Annotated in this window: 14 protein-coding genes and 1 tRNA gene; 7 read left to right on the top strand and 8 right to left on the bottom strand. The window is 40.0% G+C overall.

Annotation, left to right across the window (positions count from 1 at the left end; translation table 11 throughout):
- Positions 1 to 216: 216 nt before the first annotated feature.
- Positions 217 to 289, bottom strand: a tRNA-Met gene (locus H4O18_RS20540).
- A gap of 249 nt (positions 290 to 538) precedes the next feature.
- Between H4O18_RS20540 and H4O18_RS20535 the strand changes: the two genes are divergently transcribed.
- Both H4O18_RS20535 and era read left to right on the top strand, forming a co-directional pair.
- Positions 539 to 2,020: a Na+/H+ antiporter NhaC family protein gene (locus H4O18_RS20535; protein WP_187588170.1), complete on the top strand. Its 1,482-nt coding sequence runs from the start codon at positions 539 to 541 to the stop codon at positions 2,018 to 2,020.
- 48 nt (positions 2,021 to 2,068) lie between these two features.
- On the top strand, positions 2,069 to 2,953 hold the full coding sequence (era, locus tag H4O18_RS20530; RefSeq protein ID WP_187588168.1) for a GTPase Era: 885 nt from the start codon (positions 2,069 to 2,071) through the stop codon (positions 2,951 to 2,953).
- Positions 2,954 to 3,185: 232 nt separating this feature from the next.
- Here the strand turns inward: era and H4O18_RS20525 are convergent, their stop codons facing one another.
- Positions 3,186 to 3,683, bottom strand: a complete 498-nt coding sequence (locus tag H4O18_RS20525; RefSeq protein ID WP_187588166.1) for a GTP-binding protein — start codon at positions 3,681 to 3,683, stop codon at positions 3,186 to 3,188.
- A 79-nt stretch (positions 3,684 to 3,762) separates the two neighbouring features.
- On the opposite strand from H4O18_RS20525, the gene der reads away from it, so the two are divergent.
- Both der and H4O18_RS20515 read left to right on the top strand, forming a co-directional pair.
- Complete coding sequence (der, locus tag H4O18_RS20520; RefSeq protein ID WP_187588164.1) at positions 3,763 to 5,067, top strand: ribosome biogenesis GTPase Der; 1,305 nt, start codon at positions 3,763 to 3,765, stop codon at positions 5,065 to 5,067.
- Between the two features lie 204 nt (positions 5,068 to 5,271).
- Complete coding sequence (locus tag H4O18_RS20515; RefSeq protein WP_246474501.1) at positions 5,272 to 7,962, top strand: outer membrane beta-barrel protein; 2,691 nt, start codon at positions 5,272 to 5,274, stop codon at positions 7,960 to 7,962.
- 201 nt (positions 7,963 to 8,163) lie between these two features.
- On the opposite strand, the gene H4O18_RS20510 is transcribed toward H4O18_RS20515, so the two are convergent.
- From H4O18_RS20510 to H4O18_RS20490, 5 genes are read right to left on the bottom strand one after another with little or no spacing between them, the layout of a single operon-like run.
- Positions 8,164 to 8,967, bottom strand: a complete 804-nt coding sequence (locus H4O18_RS20510; RefSeq protein ID WP_187588160.1) for a TPM domain-containing protein — start codon at positions 8,965 to 8,967, stop codon at positions 8,164 to 8,166.
- Complete coding sequence (locus H4O18_RS20505; protein WP_187588158.1) at positions 8,948 to 9,385, bottom strand: TPM domain-containing protein; 438 nt, start codon at positions 9,383 to 9,385, stop codon at positions 8,948 to 8,950. Before H4O18_RS20505 ends, H4O18_RS20510 begins: the two co-directional genes overlap by 20 nt.
- Before the next feature lie 6 nt (positions 9,386 to 9,391).
- Complete coding sequence (locus H4O18_RS20500) at positions 9,392 to 9,991, bottom strand: LemA family protein (RefSeq protein WP_187588156.1); 600 nt, start codon at positions 9,989 to 9,991, stop codon at positions 9,392 to 9,394.
- A gap of 21 nt (positions 9,992 to 10,012) precedes the next feature.
- Positions 10,013 to 10,342 carry a MerR family transcriptional regulator gene (locus H4O18_RS20495; RefSeq protein ID WP_126160946.1) on the bottom strand — a complete coding sequence of 110 codons (330 nt, stop codon included), beginning with the start codon at positions 10,340 to 10,342 and terminating at the stop codon, positions 10,013 to 10,015.
- On the bottom strand, positions 10,342 to 11,319 hold the full coding sequence (locus H4O18_RS20490) for a M23 family metallopeptidase (RefSeq protein ID WP_187588154.1): 978 nt from the start codon (positions 11,317 to 11,319) through the stop codon (positions 10,342 to 10,344). The genes H4O18_RS20495 and H4O18_RS20490 overlap by 1 nt, the downstream gene beginning before the upstream one ends.
- Before the next feature lie 104 nt (positions 11,320 to 11,423).
- Between H4O18_RS20490 and alaS the strand changes: the two genes are divergently transcribed.
- From alaS to H4O18_RS20475, 3 genes are read left to right on the top strand one after another with little or no spacing between them, the layout of a single operon-like run.
- Positions 11,424 to 14,039 carry an alanine--tRNA ligase gene (gene alaS, locus H4O18_RS20485; protein ID WP_187588152.1) on the top strand — a complete coding sequence of 872 codons (2,616 nt, stop codon included), beginning with the start codon at positions 11,424 to 11,426 and terminating at the stop codon, positions 14,037 to 14,039.
- 30 nt (positions 14,040 to 14,069) lie between these two features.
- Positions 14,070 to 15,017 (top strand): GSCFA domain-containing protein, encoded by a 948-nt coding sequence (locus H4O18_RS20480; RefSeq protein WP_187588150.1) that lies wholly within the window; start codon positions 14,070 to 14,072, stop codon positions 15,015 to 15,017.
- 3 nt (positions 15,018 to 15,020) lie between these two features.
- Complete coding sequence (locus tag H4O18_RS20475; RefSeq protein WP_187588148.1) at positions 15,021 to 15,632, top strand: DUF4230 domain-containing protein; 612 nt, start codon at positions 15,021 to 15,023, stop codon at positions 15,630 to 15,632.
- Positions 15,633 to 15,660: 28 nt separating this feature from the next.
- Here the strand turns inward: H4O18_RS20475 and H4O18_RS20470 are convergent, their stop codons facing one another.
- Positions 15,661 to 16,926: a glucuronyl esterase domain-containing protein gene (locus H4O18_RS20470; protein WP_246474499.1), complete on the bottom strand. Its 1,266-nt coding sequence runs from the start codon at positions 16,924 to 16,926 to the stop codon at positions 15,661 to 15,663.
- Between the last annotated feature and the right edge of the window lie 60 nt (positions 16,927 to 16,986).

Below are 16,986 nucleotides of genomic sequence, written 5' to 3'. Positions count from 1 at the left end.
CGGCGGAATCATTCAATGCAAAAATAAAAGCTTTTAGAGCGCAATTCAGAGGAGTCAAAAACGTAGAATTCTTCCTTTATAGATTGACCACAATATTTGCATAAACACAACAATTGTTCTTGATCCGTACTTTTCGTAAAAGTAGGATAATATTGGACATAAAAAAAACGGATTGGGAGGACCCGATCCGTTGATTTTATTGGCCTTTCGGCTTAGTAGCGGGAACTGGACTCGAACCAGTGACCTTCGGGTTATGAGCCCGACGAGCTACCTACTGCTCTATCCCGCGATGTGCGTTTCCAAAACAATCAACTTGGCTTTTAACCTTCAGTTCATAATGCTGACTGAATTATTTCGGACTGCAAAGATACATCCTTTTTATGATTTCCCAAATCTATTTTAAATTAAATATTAAAAATGAGCATAAATTTTTATCAAATATTTAAAAATGCCCAGTTGTAGTCTTCCTTGTCCAAAATCTTTCTATTTTGTATCGATTTTAATTAAAATCCGTCACCTTTAATTCGCCCGTTCATTTATGGATAACTATGGTTTTCTCTCAATCTTACCGCCTATCATTGCTATTGTATTGGCACTCAGAACAAAACAAGTTTATATAGCCTTACTATTTGGAATATGGTTTTCATGGGTCATCATCAATGACTGGAATTTTCTTACCGGTACTCTAGCGGCCATAGAGGGGATGGTAAATGTTTTTAAATCCCCAGGTAATACAAGGACCATTATGTTTAGTGCTCTTGTGGGGGCTTTGCTGCTGTTTATTCAATACTCCAAAGGGGTGGAGGGATTTATAAACCAGATCAATAAGGTCATAATCTATTTTGAGAAAAAACAGAGTGGCTATAGTAGGGTAGTGGTGCAGCTTATGGCTTTGCTTACTGGAATTTTACTCTTTGTGGAGACCAGTATTAGTTCCTTAACCGTAGGTACTCTTTATCGGCCAGTTTTTGATAAACTAAAGATTCCGAGGGAAAAACTGGCCTATATCGCCGATTCCAGTTCTGCCCCTTCCTCCATTTTAATACCCTTTAATGCCTGGGGGGCATTTATAATGGGATTATTGCTTACACAGGGAATAGAAAATCCGTTTGGAACCATGCTGGCTTCCATAGCTTATAATTTTTATCCCATCCTGGCTATAGTTATTGTATTCGTGGTAATTATTAGCAAAAAGGATATAGGTCCTATGGGGAAGGCCGAAAAACGTACCAGGGAAACAGGGAAATTGTTAAGTGATACTGCCAAACCCATGTTGTCCAGTGAGGTGACCTCTTTTGCGTCCAAAGAAGGGATTGAGGCCAAGGCCTATAATATGATTGTGCCCTTGGCGACCATGGTATTCATGATGCCCATTAATTTGGCATATACAGGTTGGGATGCTGTGGAGGACGCCACTTCATTTTCGGATCATCTTTTTAAGGCTATAGGCAATGGCTCTGGCTCTTCATCCGTGCTATATGCAGTACTCACAGCAATTTTAGTCGCCATGGTATTGTATAGGTCGCAGAAAATTATGAAAACCAAGGAAATGATCGATCTCACCCTGAAGGGAATCAGCGAATTAATGCCCTTGGCTTTACTGATGTTATTGGCCTTTGCCATAGGGGATGCATGTAATGCCTTGGGAACAGGAGAGTTTGTGGCCAATTGGTCCAAAGGATGGTTATCGCCCGCTTTTTTACCGGCAGTTATTTTTGTTATCAGTTCCTTTATTGCGTTTTCGACGGGGACTTCATGGGGTACTTTTGCTATAATGATGGCGATTTCCATGCCCATGGCCGAAATCCATGGTGCACCACTACCTTTAATTGTTGCTGCTACCTTGGGTGGTGGGGTTTTTGGAGATCACTGTTCCCCCATTTCGGACACCTCCATTATCTCTTCCATGGCCTCCGCCAGTGATCATATAGATCATATAAATACACAGCTACCCTATGCCTTGATCGGTGGTTTGGTAACAGTGGTGCTATACATAATTTTAGGATTAATTATGATATAGATGGCTATATATAATTACCTTTGCCATTATAAAAGTTAAAAAGGGAAGATGTCGCATAAAGCCGGTTTTGTAAATATTATAGGAAATCCCAATGTGGGGAAATCCACGCTCATGAATGCCTTTGTAGGGGAAAAATTATCTATTATTACCTCGAAGGCTCAAACTACCCGGCACCGTATTTTGGGAATTGTCAATGGGGAAGATTTTCAAATGGTACTTTCCGACACTCCGGGTATTATAAAGCCCGCCTATGAATTGCAATCTTCTATGATGGACTTTGTGAAGTCCGCTTTTGAGGATGCCGATGTGTTGATTTATATGGTGGAGATAGGAGAAAAGGCCCTGAAAGACGAACGCTTTTTTGAAAAACTTAAAAATACCAAGATTCCGGTATTGCTCTTATTGAACAAAATTGATGTTTCTGAGCAGGGTATCTTGGAAGAACAGGTTCAGTATTGGCAGGAGCAATTGCCTACGGCCGAAATCCATCCTATATCAGCCTTACAGAATTTTAATGTGAAGGAGGTTTTTCTTCGCATTTTGGAATTGCTGCCCGAAGCACCACCTTATTATCCAAAGGACCAGTTGACAGACAAGCCGGAACGCTTTTTTGTAAACGAAACTATTCGGGAAAAAATTCTTCAATTCTACAAAAAGGAAATTCCATACTCTGTTGAGATAGATACTGAGGAATTTTTTGAAGATGAGGACATTATCCGCATGCGGTCCGTCATCATGGTGGAGCGCGATTCCCAAAAGGGGATTATCATTGGTCACAAAGGAAGCGCCCTTAAAAGAGTAGGTGTTGAAGCCCGTAAAGACCTGGAGAAATTCTTCGATAAACAAGTGCATTTGGAACTCTATGTAAAGGTCAACAAAAATTGGAGAAGCGATCCAAATCAATTGAAGCGCTTTGGTTACAATCAGGGTTAGATTCTTAACCGATTGTTCTTGAGGAGCTGCATTACCCTTAATTCCTTGGGTCTGCCACACTAAATGATAACGGCAAAGCAAGACCTCTCGACTGCGCTCGAGGTGACATTAGTACTGCACAAACATTATCCGGTAGAGCTTATGCCGATAGATTTCTTGAGAGACCTCAATAATATTCAATGAATTTTTTTCTTAGATGGAATATTAAATTTTTTCTTTCTACTGACTACTGCTAGTTTCCTTCTTTGGTATGCTTTAACATAAACTCATGCAATTGATGCATTTGGGGCTTGCCCTTTCTTTTTCCGATTCTTCCAAAGACATAAAGAACCACCCATGCAACTACCATTAAAGCCATTAATGCCAATTGGAGTCCAATCTCCTTGCCCAAGGCGTTATTGGAATAAGCCCAAACTCCAAAAAAGATGAACAATGTGGCCACTCCGAAATGCACGAACATAAAAAATGTCCATAGGGTAGGGTTGGGACCAAATAATCCATATATAATGCTATTTCCGTCCTCCTGGTCCACCACCTCGATCTGCAACTGAGGCGACCAAAAATGGGATTCCGATTTATTGAATTTTATAAAAACATGATGGTCGGATATCTTTACGATAAAATGTGAAGTGTCCGCATTTTGGAATAATTGCAATATGGATTTCGCAGGACCATTTAGATTAATTCGGAACCTTGGCCTTAGGATAATTTCGTTGGGTAATACTTTCAAACTAGATGGCTGATAATTAGGATAAAAGATACTGTTTTTTCTTCGAATATAAATAGTACTTTTGCAGCAAATTAAAAGTATGAGTGCTATTGTAGCCATTGTAGGAAGACCTAATGTAGGCAAATCAACCTTTTTCAATCGATTAATTCAGAGAAGAGAGGCTATTGTTGATGCCGTTAGTGGGGTTACCCGTGACCGTCATTATGGAAAGAGCGATTGGAACGGAGTGGAGTTTTCTTTGATCGATACCGGTGGATATGTATTGGGGAGCGATGATGTTTTTGAAAAAGAAATTGATAAGCAGGTAGAATTGGCCATAGACGAGGCCGATGCCATTATCTTTATGGTGGACGTGGAAGCCGGGGTTACAGGGATGGATGAGGATGTAGCCAATTTGTTGAGACGTGTAAATAAGCCTGTTTTCTTAGTAGTGAACAAGGTGGATAACGGTAAAAGAGCGGAAGATGCCGTGGAGTTTTATTCGTTGGGCTTAGGGGAGTATTATACCATTGCCAGTATAAATGGTAGTGGAACTGGCGACCTACTGGACGAATTGGTAAAGGTATTGCCGGAAAAGGAAAAGGAGAAGGACGACTTGCCTCGTTTTGCCGTGGTGGGAAGACCTAATGCAGGAAAATCATCATTTATCAATGCACTTATTGGGGAGGAAAGATATATAGTGACCGATATTGCGGGTACAACTAGAGATAGTATTGATACTAAATACAATAGATTTGGCTTTGAATTTAATCTGGTAGATACTGCCGGGATTCGTCGTAAGGCCAAGGTAAGGGAAGACCTGGAGTTCTATTCCGTAATGCGTTCGGTAAGGGCTATTGAGCATTCTGATGTCTGTATTCTTATGTTGGATGCTACCCGTGGTTTTGACGGACAGGTAGAAAATATTTTCTGGTTGGCTCAGCGCAACAACAAGGGAATCGTAATCTTGGTAAATAAATGGGATTTGATTGAAGACAAAGAGACCAATACCATTAAGCATTACACTCAGAAAATTAAAGAGGCCATATCACCCTTTACAGATGTGCCCATTCTTTTTATCTCCGTTTTAACAAAACAGCGAATTTTTAAGGCCATTGAAACTGCCGTTCAGGTGTATGAAAATAGGCAAAAAAAGGTGGTGACCAGAAAGCTGAACGACATCATGTTGCCTATTATTGAAAACTATCCTCCGCCGGCCTACAAGGATAAGTATGTAAAAATAAAATTCTGTACGCAATTGCCAACGCCTTATCCGCAGTTCGCATTTTTTTGTAACCTTCCACAATATGTCAGGGATCCTTATAAGCGATTTTTGGAGAATAAATTAAGGGAGCATTTCGATTTTACAGGGGTGCCTGTTTCGGTCTTTATGAGAAAAAAATAAGGAGCTCAATTTAAATTGGGTTATTTCTAAAGGCAGGGTCATAAAGTTCTGTTAACCATTTGGGTCGTAGTAGCTGTTGCTATATTTTTGGGGACTTACCAAATTACCAAGAATACAAGACACACTAACCAAATGCAGAAATTTTACTTTTCTCTCCTATTTTCCATTTTATTTTTTTGCCTTTCCTTTTCCCAAGATTTTGTTTTGAGTGGAAAAATTGTAGATGCTATTACCAAGGCTCCATTGGAGGCCTCCACTATTTATGCGGAGTCCTTAAAGGATAGTTCCTTGGTTTCCTATACTGTATCCGATCAAAAAGGGGTGTTTGAGCTGGAAGGCGATACCAGTCTTAAAGAAGTAAATGTTTTCTTCTCCTACAATGGCTATAAATCACATAAGGTAAAAGTTAAATTACAGCCCCAAGTAGATATGGGAAACGTGCAATTGGAAGAACAGGCCCAGGAACTGGACGGTGTTCTTATAGTGGGTGATCGCGTGCCGATTACCATTAAAAAGGATACGTTGGAATTTAATGCGGATTCCTTTAAAACAAAGCCGGATGCTACGGTGGAAGATGTCCTGAAAAAATTACCAGGGGTAGAGGTGGATAGTGATGGTAAGATCACCGTGAACGGTAAGGAGGTAAATCAGGTCCTGGTAAACGGGCAAGTGTTTTTTAGTAATGACCCCAAAGTAGCTACCAAAAGTTTACCTAAGGATATTATAAGTAAGATCCAAATTACCGATACCAAAACCAAGACCGAGGAGTTTACGGGTGAATCTGGCGATGGCGAAAATAAAACCATTAATTTAACCATAAAGGAAGATAAGAACAAGGGCTATTTGGGAAGATTGGCTGCCGGTTACGGTACCGATGAAAGATATCAATTAAACGGCTTGCTCAATTATTTTAGCGATAAGAAAAGGATAAGTTTTATTGCCAGCTCCAATAACATTAATAATTCAGGATTTTCCTTTGATGAGATCTATGATATGGTAGGAAATACTGATGGAGGTTATTCAGGGGCACGGGAATCTGGCCTAATCAATAATTTCGGCAATGGTATTACTACTTCCTCCAACCTTGGGACTAGTTACGCCAATTCTGAAAAGGGCGAGTATAAGATCGATGCCAATTACTTTTTTGGATATAGCGATTCCTATAATGACCAAAAGACAAGTAGGGAGAATATCTTGCCGGATAGTAGATATTTTACGGATAATATTTCCAATTTCGAGGGTTCTACGAATTCCAACCGTGGGGCGGCAAATATAGATTATGATGTAGATAAAACGCTTCGGGTTACGGTACAGCCTTCGTTGAGTATCAATAGGACCAATTCTGTAAATAGGAACAATAAGGTATCTACGGATGAGAGCGGAGATTTGATCAACAGTAATGAGCGTACCACCGTTAACGACGGATTTCAAAGAAATTTTTCCAATCGATTCGGTATTATGAAGAAACTGGATACCATTGGTAAAATGGTCAGTATTACCTTTTCCAATGACAATTCGGAAAACATAAATACATCCAACCTAAATTCGGTTCGGGAAATATTTGGGGATGATCCCAGCGTAGAAAACCTAAATCAACTGTCCGAAACCGACAATTCAAGAAATTCCTATGAATTGGAGGTAGATTATAGGCAGCCATTGACCAGTAAATTGTTTTTGGATTTTGGTTATGAATATAAAAATGATCAAACGGACAATGCCAAACAGGTAATGGATTTTGACCCTGGCAACAATGGCTACACCGATTTCAATACGGCTTTAAGTTCGGATTTTAACTTTAAAAACATTCAGCAGTCACCTTCCATTGGAATACGCAGTAATGGTGAGAAATTGAATTTCCGGGTCAACGCATCATATGTGATGACCGATCTTAAGAACCAAGATTTTCTTCAGAATACCTCATTTACCAATTCCTATGAGAATTTGTTGTTGAGGAGTAGTTTTCGATACAACATTGATAAAAACAAACGTGTGTACCTAAGGTATAATTCCAGGCTCAGCGTGCCTTCTGTAAATCAATTACAGCCGGTCCCTAACATTAATGATCCCTTAAACGTAGTTATTGGTAATCCCAATTTGTTGCCCAGTGTTAACCACGGCATAGATTTTAATTACAATAATTATGACTGGAAAAGTAGAACCGGGCTTTTTATATATGCGGGAATGGATATTCAAAAAGATAGGGTGTCCGCCATCTCTACCACGGATGACAATTTTTTAAGGACCACAAGATATACCAATATAGATGGGAATTATAGTGGTTACTCGGGAATAGGGTATTCCAAACAAATTAAAAAAGACAGTACCTATACCATTAAGTTTAATGTTAGGCCACGATTGAGTTTTGGGAGGCAGGTAAGTTTTACCAATGGCGTGGAGCTTAAAGCAAATAGTTTTGATGTTACCCCCTATTTCTCAACTACCTTTAATTATAAGGAAAAAATAGAAATCGAACCTGGCTATGGTATTGGGTTCAATAATACCACCTATAATTTGGATGGGTTGGATGATATTAAATTTACTTCGCAGAATGCCGAGTTAAAAGTGACTACCTATTGGCCGGAGAATTTAATATGGGGCAATGACTTGAGATACAGTTATAACGGTAATGTGGGTCCTGGGTTTAAAAAAGATGCCCTTTTTTGGAATATGAGTCTCGGACTTCAAATGCTGCAGGATAAAGGCACCTTTAAGGTCTTGGCCTATGATCTATTGGATCAAAACATAAATACCAGAAGAACCACTGGAGAAGATTATATACAGGATTTTCAAGGTACCGTACTCCAACAATATTTTATGGCCAGCTTTACCTATAAGTTTGACCAATTTGGAGGCAAAAAACCAAATGTTAGGGGCGGAAGACGTTATTACAATTAGTGCTTTTGTTTGAGTTGTTCCTGGTTTGAAGGGTTTCAAATCATCACCTTGCCTAATTGTTGAATTCTTTTGGATATTGCTCTTACGTCTTTTTTCTTTCTTCTAGTCTCTAGTTTAGAAGGGTTTCAGGTTTGAAGTATTTTCAAATTGACCAATCTTCAAATTAACACATTGGTACATTAACACATTGCTAGATTAGCACTACCACCCTCCAGAAGATCCGCCTCCTCCAAAGCCTCCACCGCCAAAACCGCCACCGAAACCTCCTCCGCCTAAGCCGCCTCCACTGCCGAAGCCACCACCGGATGACCCCGATCTATAACCGCCTCGCCCCATATTGCTAAGGATAATAATGTCCCATAGGTCCATTCCTTTACGGTTACCTCCCTTACCGCCCCCTCTTCTTCCCTTGTTGGAAAGAATGATTAGTATTACAATGAAAATGATGAAGGGCAATATGGTCTGAAATGGGAATCCTGGGGTTTTGTCAAAACTGCGGTCTTCTTTAAACTCCCCATTCAGGACATTAAAAATAGCATCCGCTCCTTTGTTGAGTCCGTCGTAATATTTATCCTGCTTAAATTCTGGGATGATTACTGTTTCTATAATCCGTTTGGATAGTGCATCTGTCAATAGTGGCTCAATGCCATAACCCGTATTAATGGCAATTTTACGGTCGTCCCTGGCCAATAAAATTAAAATACCATTGTCCTCCTTGGCTTGTCCAATACCCCAGGCATGTCCCCAATTGGCGCCTAAAAAGTTTATATTCTCCCCGTCAGTAGTTGAAATAATAGCCAACACAATCTGTGTGGAAGTACTATCCGAATAACGGATCAATTTTTGTTCCAGACTTTTAGTTTCCTGGGGAGAAAGTAGGTTTATATAATCATAAACACTTGTCTGTTCCTCAAGTTTTGGCTTTTCGGGAATTTTAAATTGGGCAACAGATATGGAGAAGCTGCATAATACCAGGAATAAGAGACTACCCTTTAGATACTTCATTGCTTAATTCATTGGGATTGTTATGCCGCCAGGGGAAATGGGTTTCCAATTCTTTGCCGGCCATGAGTATTCCTTCTATGATGCCTTGCTTAAAATGCCCTTTTTTAAAATGATTTTCCAAGGCCGTTTTGGTAGTGTCCCAAAAATTATCGGGGACCACTTTGTTTATTCCCTTGTCACCGTAAATCACAAATTTTTTGTCATTTACTGCGATGTATATAAGGACCCCGTTTTCTTCTTTGGTATTATCCATTTTTAGGTAGTGGAATACCTCTTGGGCACGTTCAAAATGGGGTTTTTTGGATTGCGGCTCAATATGCACCCTAATTTCCCCCGAAGTATTTTTTTCGGCCTCAACAATGGCATTCACTATTTCCAATTCCTCATCGGCCGTTAAAAAATCTTCTACTTTGGACATACAATTTTAATTGAATTCGAAATTCACATCAGGAGCCTGCTCTGCACCGGCTTCCGATTTAAAATATGCCAATTCATCAAAATTAAAAAGACCTGCCAATACAGAGTTGGGGAAGGTTTTTATATGATTGTTGTAGGGCAATACGCTTTCGTTAAATCGATTACGTTCTATGTTTATTCTGTTTTCCGTGCCTTCCAATTGTGACTGTAGTTCCAGGAAATTTTGATTTGCCTTCAGGTCCGGGTAACGTTCCACGGTGACCAAAAGACTTTTCAAAGCACCACTTAATCCTCCTTGTACCTCATTGAATTTTGCGAGTTGCTCCGGCGTAATATTGGTGGGGTCAATGCTTACCGAGGTAGCCTTGGCCCTTGCTTCTATAACCGCTGTAAGTGTTCCTTTTTCAAAGTCTGCTGCACCCTGTACTGTTTTAACAAGGTTGCCAATAAGATCGTTCCTCCTTTGGTAGGCGCTCTCCACATTGGCCCAAGTCTGGGTAGAGGCTTCTTTAAGTTTAACAGCGGTATTGTTGAAGCCTACAGCCCATTGGTATAGGCCAATGCCTAAAACGACAAGGATAATTACTGGAATTAACCATTTTTTCATGATCAGAGTATTTAGAGTTATTTATAGTTGATTTTTAATTTTGATCAGCTCGGCTTTAACCTTTTCCAATTTCTGGATAACATCAAAAGTTGACAAGGTCTTTAACTTATCTTCCTTTAAATGGATTTTGGCCCCTTCCAGGGTAAAACCGCGTTCTTTTACCAAATGGTAGATCAATTGGAGATTTTTAATGTCCTGGGGCGTAAACTTTCTATTGCCCTTGGCATTTTTTTTAGGCTTCAGGACATCGAACTCCTTCTCCCAAAAACGGATAAGGGAGGCGTTCACATCAAAAGCATCGGCGACTTCACCAATACCATAATATCGTTTTTCCGGAAGATCTATATGCATTAATCCAGGGATTGGTTTTCTTGGGTTGCGTATTTCAACATATTTTCGAATTCTTCCGCAGTTAAACTGCCGTAATAGAAGTTGATCGGGTTAATGCGTTCATCATCTTTCCATACCTCATAATGTAGGTGTGGTGCTTCGGAACGCCCAGTGCTACCCACGAAGCCAATAAGGTCGCCTCTTTTTACCTTTTGACGCGCTTTAACATTGTATTGACTTAAATGACCATATAAACTCATATATCCGTAGCCATGATCTATTCTTATATGTTTCCCGTAACCCGATGCGTTGTTGTCCGCACGAATAACTGTTCCGTCTCCAGACGCATAAATCGGAGTTCCCTTCGGTGAGGTAAAATCCATTCCCCAGTGCATTTTCCTTGCCTTGGTAAAGGGGTCGGAACGCCAACCGTAACCAGAGGCCATACGTGCAAGATCTTCGTTCTTTATGGGTTGTATTGCGGGAATTGCCGCTAATAATTTTTCTTTTTCTTCGGCCAGTTTCGTAATCTCATCCAAGGATTTGGATTGTATTACCATTTGTTTTTGGATAATATCCAGCCTTTTGGTAGTGCTAATGATCATTTCGGAATTGTTGAAGCCTTCCAGGGCTTTATATCTGTTAACCCCTCCAAATCCTGCTCTTCTCTGTTCTTCAGGAATGGGATTTGCTTCAAAATACAATCTATAGATATTGTTGTCCCGGTCTTCAATATTGGCCAATACATTTTCTATCTGCTCCATTTTTTTGCCCAACAATTCGAACTGAAGTTCATAATTTTTTACCTCCCTGGCCAAGGAAAGTTCCCGTGGGGTGTTTACCAAATTGGTATTTAAAAGTAAAATGAGACCTAAGAATCCAAAAAGAAAAGACCCTAGAAAAAATAGCGCTATATTTCTATATCTTCTGGATTTTCTGGGTTCTATCTTCCGATATGATAGAGTGTCCGGATCGTAATAGTATTTTACCTTAGACATGTATCTAATTTATTCTATTTTTGTGGTTGTGTTTATAGATAACTTGCAAAGTTGCAAAATGTTTTCTACCAACCGTTAAATATATAAAAAGCTTACCAATTTACATGAGATCCCAAGAAATTAGAGCCAAATTTTTAGAATTTTTTAAGGAAAAAAACCATAAAATTGTTCCATCTGCGCCTATGGTGATCAAAGATGATCCAACTTTGATGTTTACCAATGCAGGAATGAATCAGTTTAAAGAGTTCTTCCTGGGCAACTCTGTTCCAAAGTCCACACGGGTAGCCGATACCCAAAAATGCCTAAGGGTAAGCGGCAAGCACAACGACTTGGAAGAAGTAGGAAAGGATACCTATCACCACACCATGTTTGAAATGTTGGGAAACTGGAGTTTCGGTGATTATTTTAAAGCCGAGGCCATTGCTTGGGCCTGGGAGTTTTTAACCGATGTGTGCAAAATTGATAAGGATAGCCTTTATGTAACCGTTTTTGAGGGAAGTAAGGATGCAGATCAGTTGGAGCAGGATTCTGAAGCATTGGACCTATGGAGTAAAATAGTGGCCAAGGATAGAATTCTTTTTGGAAATAAGAAGGATAATTTTTGGGAAATGGGAGACCAAGGGCCCTGTGGACCTTGTTCCGAAATACATGTAGATATTCGTTCCGCTGAAGAAAAGGCAAAGGTTTCAGGTGCCTCTTTGGTAAACCAAGATCATCCCCAAGTGGTGGAGATATGGAACTTGGTTTTTATGCAGTACAACAGGAAGGCCAACGGACAATTGGAATCCTTGCCTGCCAAGCATGTGGATACCGGTATGGGCTTTGAGCGTTTATGTATGGTAATGCAAGGGGTGCAATCCAATTATGATACAGACGTGTTTACGCCTATTATCAGGGAGATAGAAACCATAACCAATTCCAAGTATGGAAAGGACGAGGAGATAAATATAGCCATTAGGGTAATTGCCGATCACATACGGGCAGTATCCTTTTCTATTGCGGACGGACAATTGCCCAGTAATACAGGTGCAGGCTACGTAATCCGTAGAATTTTGAGGAGGGCCATACGATACGGATTTACCTTTTTAAATACCAAGGAACCCTTTATGTTCCGTTTGGTGAAGGTCCTTTCCGATACCATGGGAAAATCCTTCCCAGAGCTTAAGGATCAACGTCAGTTAATAGAAAATGTAGTCAAGGAAGAGGAACATTCCTTTTTAAAGACCCTGGACCAAGGGTTATTATTGTTGGATAATATTGTTGGAGAAAACAAGGATAAAAAAATAGACGGTAGAAAGGCTTTTGAACTTTACGATACTTTCGGATTTCCGATAGACCTTACAGCTCTCATTCTAAGTGAAAGAGGTTATGAATTGGATGAAAAGGGTTTCGATATTGCCATGCAAGAGCAAAAAGATCGGTCACGATCGGCATCGGAAGTTTCCAAGGATGATTGGGTAATTTTATCCAATGATGAAGTAGAGGAATTTGTGGGATATGACGTCTTGGACACCACGGTAAAAATAGTAAAGTATAGAAAAGTAACTTCCAAAAAAGAGGGAGAGCAATATCAATTAGTGTTCAACCTTACCCCATTTTATCCTGAAGGGGGAGGTCAAGTAGGGGATAAGGGATATTTGGAAGCCCCTAATGGTGATGTGGTATATGTTTTGGATACCAAAAAAGAAAATAACGAGATTATCCATTTTGCAAAAAACCTACCAAAGGATACCGGAGAAAAATTTAAGGCTGTGGTCGATGCAAAACAGCGTAAAAGAACGGAATGTAACCATACAGCTACCCATTTGTTGCACCAGGCATTACGTGAAATTTTGGGAACCCATGTGGAACAAAAAGGTTCGGCGGTACACTCCAAATACCTGCGATTCGATTTTTCCCATTTTGCCAAACTGAGTGCAGATGAACTGAGGGCTATTGAAAGTTTTGTAAATGCTAGGATAAGTAATGGACTACCTTTGGAAGAACAGCGAAACGTGCCTATGGAAAAGGCTTTGGAGCAAGGAGCTATGGCCCTGTTTGGAGAAAAATATGGGGATGCGGTACGAACAATTCGCTTTGGGCAATCAATAGAACTTTGCGGTGGGACCCATGTGCAGAATACGGCAGATATCTGGCATTTTAAAATTAAGTCGGAAGGGGCAGTTGCTGCGGGAATCCGCCGAATAGAAGCTATAACTTCAGATGCAGTAAAGGACTTTTATTCCGAAAGCAATAACACCCTTTTGGAATTAAAAGAGCTTTTAAACAATCCCCAGGAGCCCGTTAAAGCATTAACGGCCTTGCAGGAGGAGAATGTAAGGTTGAAAAAAGAGGTGGAAAACCTGTTGAAGGACAAAGCCAAAAATTTGAAAGGTGAATTGTTGAATGAACTTACGGATGTAAACGGAATCCAATATTTGGCCAAAAAAGTTGATTTGGATGCCGCCGGAATTAAGGATATCTCATTTGAATTGGGCCAGAATAAGAAGGACCTATTTTTGTTATTTGCATCGGAAAAAGATGGGAAGGCAATTTTGTCCTGCTATATTTCCAAGGAATTGGCCAACGATAGAAAATTAAATGCAGGTACCATTGTGCGCGAACTTGGAAAATATATCCAAGGTGGTGGTGGGGGACAGCCCTTTTTCGCGACTGCCGGAGGTAAAAATCCAGCCGGAATCCCAGAAGCATTGGAAAAGGCCAAAAGTTATTTGATGTAGACCTTGTAGGTTTAATGTCAACTATGAAAAATGAAATTACAAACCCAAATATCCATATCGCGAGCCAGTGATTGCATAGACTACGATAGTCGATTGCTATTATTGGGGTCTTGTTTTGCGGAAAACATTGGGGATAAATTTGGGTATTACAAGTTTCAGTCGCTTGTAAATCCGGTTGGAATACTTTATCAATCCATGGCAATTCAAAATTTTACCAAGAAGGTGGTGTCCGGCCAAGGGTTTTTGGATGATCACATGGTATCATCAAGTGACCAATGGCAGTGCTTGGATGTTCATTCCGATTTGGGACGATCTTCAAAAAAAGAGACTTTGGAGGCTATTGAAAACGCCACCAAAAAGACGGATAATTGGCTACATGGGCTTACCCATGTAGTAATTACCTTGGGAACGGCCTGGGCCTACGAGTACAAATCTACCAACAGTATTGTTGCCAATTGCCATAAATTGCCCCAAAGTAACTTTAATAAAGTACTATTGGATCCGGTATCGATAGTGGCTTCACTTTTGGAGACTATATCGTTATTAAAAAAGAGGTCTCCAGAAGTGAAAGTTATTTTGACCATTTCCCCTGTTCGACATTTAAAGGACGGATTTTTGGAAAATCAGCGCAGTAAGGCCAACTTAATTACCGCTGTCCATAATGTGCTGGAAAAATCACCTGAGGTGGCCTATTTTCCGGCTTATGAAATCATGATGGATGAATTGCGCGACTATCGTTTTTATGATACGGATATGGTGCATCCCAATCAATTGGCCATAGATTATATCTGGGAAAAATTTACCTCTGTATGGATTGCTAAAGAATCAATGGCTGTTATGGATAAGGTGGTAGCCGTTCAGAATGGTTTAAACCATAGACCATTTAATCCTGAATCGCTAAAGCACCATGAATTCCTTAAGTCACTTGATCAAAAAATTACGTACCTTCAAAAGGAGTATCCTTTTATGAAATTTTAGTGCATGAAGAAAATATTGATCGGAGTAATCCTAACCTTGGCAGCGGTACTGATTTTTCGCTCCTGTGCGGAGGAGAAAGAAAAAAAGTCCATTTTAAAAGAGAATTCCATGCTCATTCAAGAGCAGATCAATAATGTTTCCAAACTTATAGTTACTGAGGGGCACTTTGCGGAAGTATACAATTATAAGGATTCCCAACAGTTGTTCGGGCCATTGATTACGGCCCATAAAAAGGCTTTGGTAGTAGTAAATGCTGAGGTAACGGTGGGTTACGATTTAAGTTTGATAAAATTTGAAATAGACGAGGCTACCAAGACCCTTCGAATAATTGATATCCCTGCACCGGAAATTAAGATAAACCCCGATTTTGAGTATTACGATGTTACTTCGGATTATCTGAACCAGTTCAATGCTGAAGACTACAACAAAATTAAGCGCAATGTTAATGCATCCCTTTTGAAAAAAATAGAAGCCTCCACTTTAAAATCCAATGCGGAAAACCGACTCTTAAGTGAGCTTTCCAAATTCCTGATGCTTACCAATTCTATGGGGTGGACACTGGTGTATGGGGATAGGAACATCGAAAATTTAGATGAGCTAAGGTTGTTGGATTAAATGTCTCTGGATTAGCCTAAATCTTCCACTATTTCACAAAGGCATTTGCCCATTTAATATAATTTTCCCAATCGTAATCAGTAACATCATGTTTGCCAGTTCTAATGTGATAGGCTACAGTGTTTTGGATGGGTTCGTTTACCTTGGGCATTTCCATGGTGCCTATACCTTTCTTGCCGTATAGTTCATAAACAGAAGATGCGTAATAAGAAGAAAGGAACTCGCCCTTGGGGTCGGCCCATTCATCCTCTTGGGCACTAGCTACATAAAGTGGTCTTGGCGCAATAAGGGCCAATAATTGGTGCTGATCTACCGGTAAGGCTTCTTCATTATCGCTGTACTGATCGAAATTGTCGCAAAACCAATGCGGGAAACTAGTATTGATGCGGCCTACGGTTTCACCAAATTTACGCTTGGAAAGGGCGGCACCCCCACATCCGGAGTTGTTTGAAATTACCCCGGCGAATCTTACATCGGTGGCCCCTGCCCATAGAGATGTCTTTCCCAAACGTGAATGGCCAAAAGATATGACCTTTGTGGCGTCAATTTCAGGATCTTTTTCAAAATAATCCAGAGCCCTCACCATACCCCAACTCCATGCCGCAATACTGCCCCATTCGTCCGGTTTTGGTTGCCTTTGGGTTTGTTGATACAATAGATTATGGACTCCGTCTGAAAAATCATTTTTATCCGGGTCAACCTCACCGTAATAAATAGTTGCCAATCCATAACCGGCATCCAATATTTTTTCCACGGCCCAGCGATGCGTTCTTTTGCCTCGGGATTCCTCGATTAATGTATGGTTTTCAATGCCAAAGTCCTCATTATTATTGGCCCAGGCTGTTGAGATTAAGACCGCTTTGTCCTCTGTAATGGTATGGTTTCCATAAAAATTATATCCCAAAAATACTGGTGCTTTGTCCAAATTCTTTGGAAGATAGAGTAAAATGGTAAAACTCAATATTTTGTCGTTATTCTTAAAAGTGAGTTGAACCTGTTTGCGTTTGGCTTTTCCATTGAGCGCATTGTTGTCCTGTTCCAAAATGGTATAAGAATCTATCTTTAGGGCTTTGGGTAGCTTTCCGTATACGTTGTTTTCAAAAAATTTAAGCAGCTCTGGTCTTCTTACTTTTTCCCATTTCCGAACGGAGTTTATTTTTTCACCACCAAAGGTCACCAAGGGATCAGGCACTTCAAAAGTGGGGACCTTACTTTCGTCATAAATGGTTTGGGATGTTACAATGGACATAGATAGCATTAAAAAAGAAAAAACGTAATAAGTAAATAATTTCATTTCAGGTCTATTAAAGGTAGTGCCATAAATATAGGGAATCCATTTGAAAATATGATGAAG

The organism is Arenibacter arenosicollis (genome assembly GCF_014397245.1).
Taxonomy (GTDB): domain Bacteria; phylum Bacteroidota; class Bacteroidia; order Flavobacteriales; family Flavobacteriaceae; genus Arenibacter; species Arenibacter arenosicollis.
The sequence above is the reverse complement of the archived record's forward strand: the minus strand, read 5'-3'. Positions and strand labels throughout refer to the sequence as shown.

Bases quoted from the DNA above. Each gene is read 5' to 3' on its own strand.
- H4O18_RS20535 (WP_187588170.1), top strand. From the start codon at position 539: ATGGATAACTATGGTTTTCTCTCAATCTTACCGCCTATCATTGCTATT.
- era (WP_187588168.1), top strand. From the start codon at position 2,069: ATGTCGCATAAAGCCGGTTTTGTAAATATTATAGGAAATCCCAATGTG.
- der (WP_187588164.1), top strand. From the start codon at position 3,763: ATGAGTGCTATTGTAGCCATTGTAGGAAGACCTAATGTAGGCAAATCA.
- H4O18_RS20510 (WP_187588160.1), bottom strand. From the start codon at position 8,967: ATGAAGTATCTAAAGGGTAGTCTCTTATTCCTGGTATTATGCAGCTTC.
- H4O18_RS20505 (WP_187588158.1), bottom strand. From the start codon at position 9,385: ATGTCCAAAGTAGAAGATTTTTTAACGGCCGATGAGGAATTGGAAATA.
- H4O18_RS20500 (WP_187588156.1), bottom strand. From the start codon at position 9,991: ATGAAAAAATGGTTAATTCCAGTAATTATCCTTGTCGTTTTAGGCATT.
- H4O18_RS20495 (WP_126160946.1), bottom strand. From the start codon at position 10,342: ATGCATATAGATCTTCCGGAAAAACGATATTATGGTATTGGTGAAGTC.
- H4O18_RS20490 (WP_187588154.1), bottom strand. From the start codon at position 11,319: ATGTCTAAGGTAAAATACTATTACGATCCGGACACTCTATCATATCGG.
- alaS (WP_187588152.1), top strand. From the start codon at position 11,424: ATGAGATCCCAAGAAATTAGAGCCAAATTTTTAGAATTTTTTAAGGAA.
- H4O18_RS20480 (WP_187588150.1), top strand. From the start codon at position 14,070: ATGAAATTACAAACCCAAATATCCATATCGCGAGCCAGTGATTGCATA.
- H4O18_RS20475 (WP_187588148.1), top strand. From the start codon at position 15,021: ATGAAGAAAATATTGATCGGAGTAATCCTAACCTTGGCAGCGGTACTG.
- H4O18_RS20470 (WP_246474499.1), bottom strand. From the start codon at position 16,926: ATGAAATTATTTACTTATTACGTTTTTTCTTTTTTAATGCTATCTATG.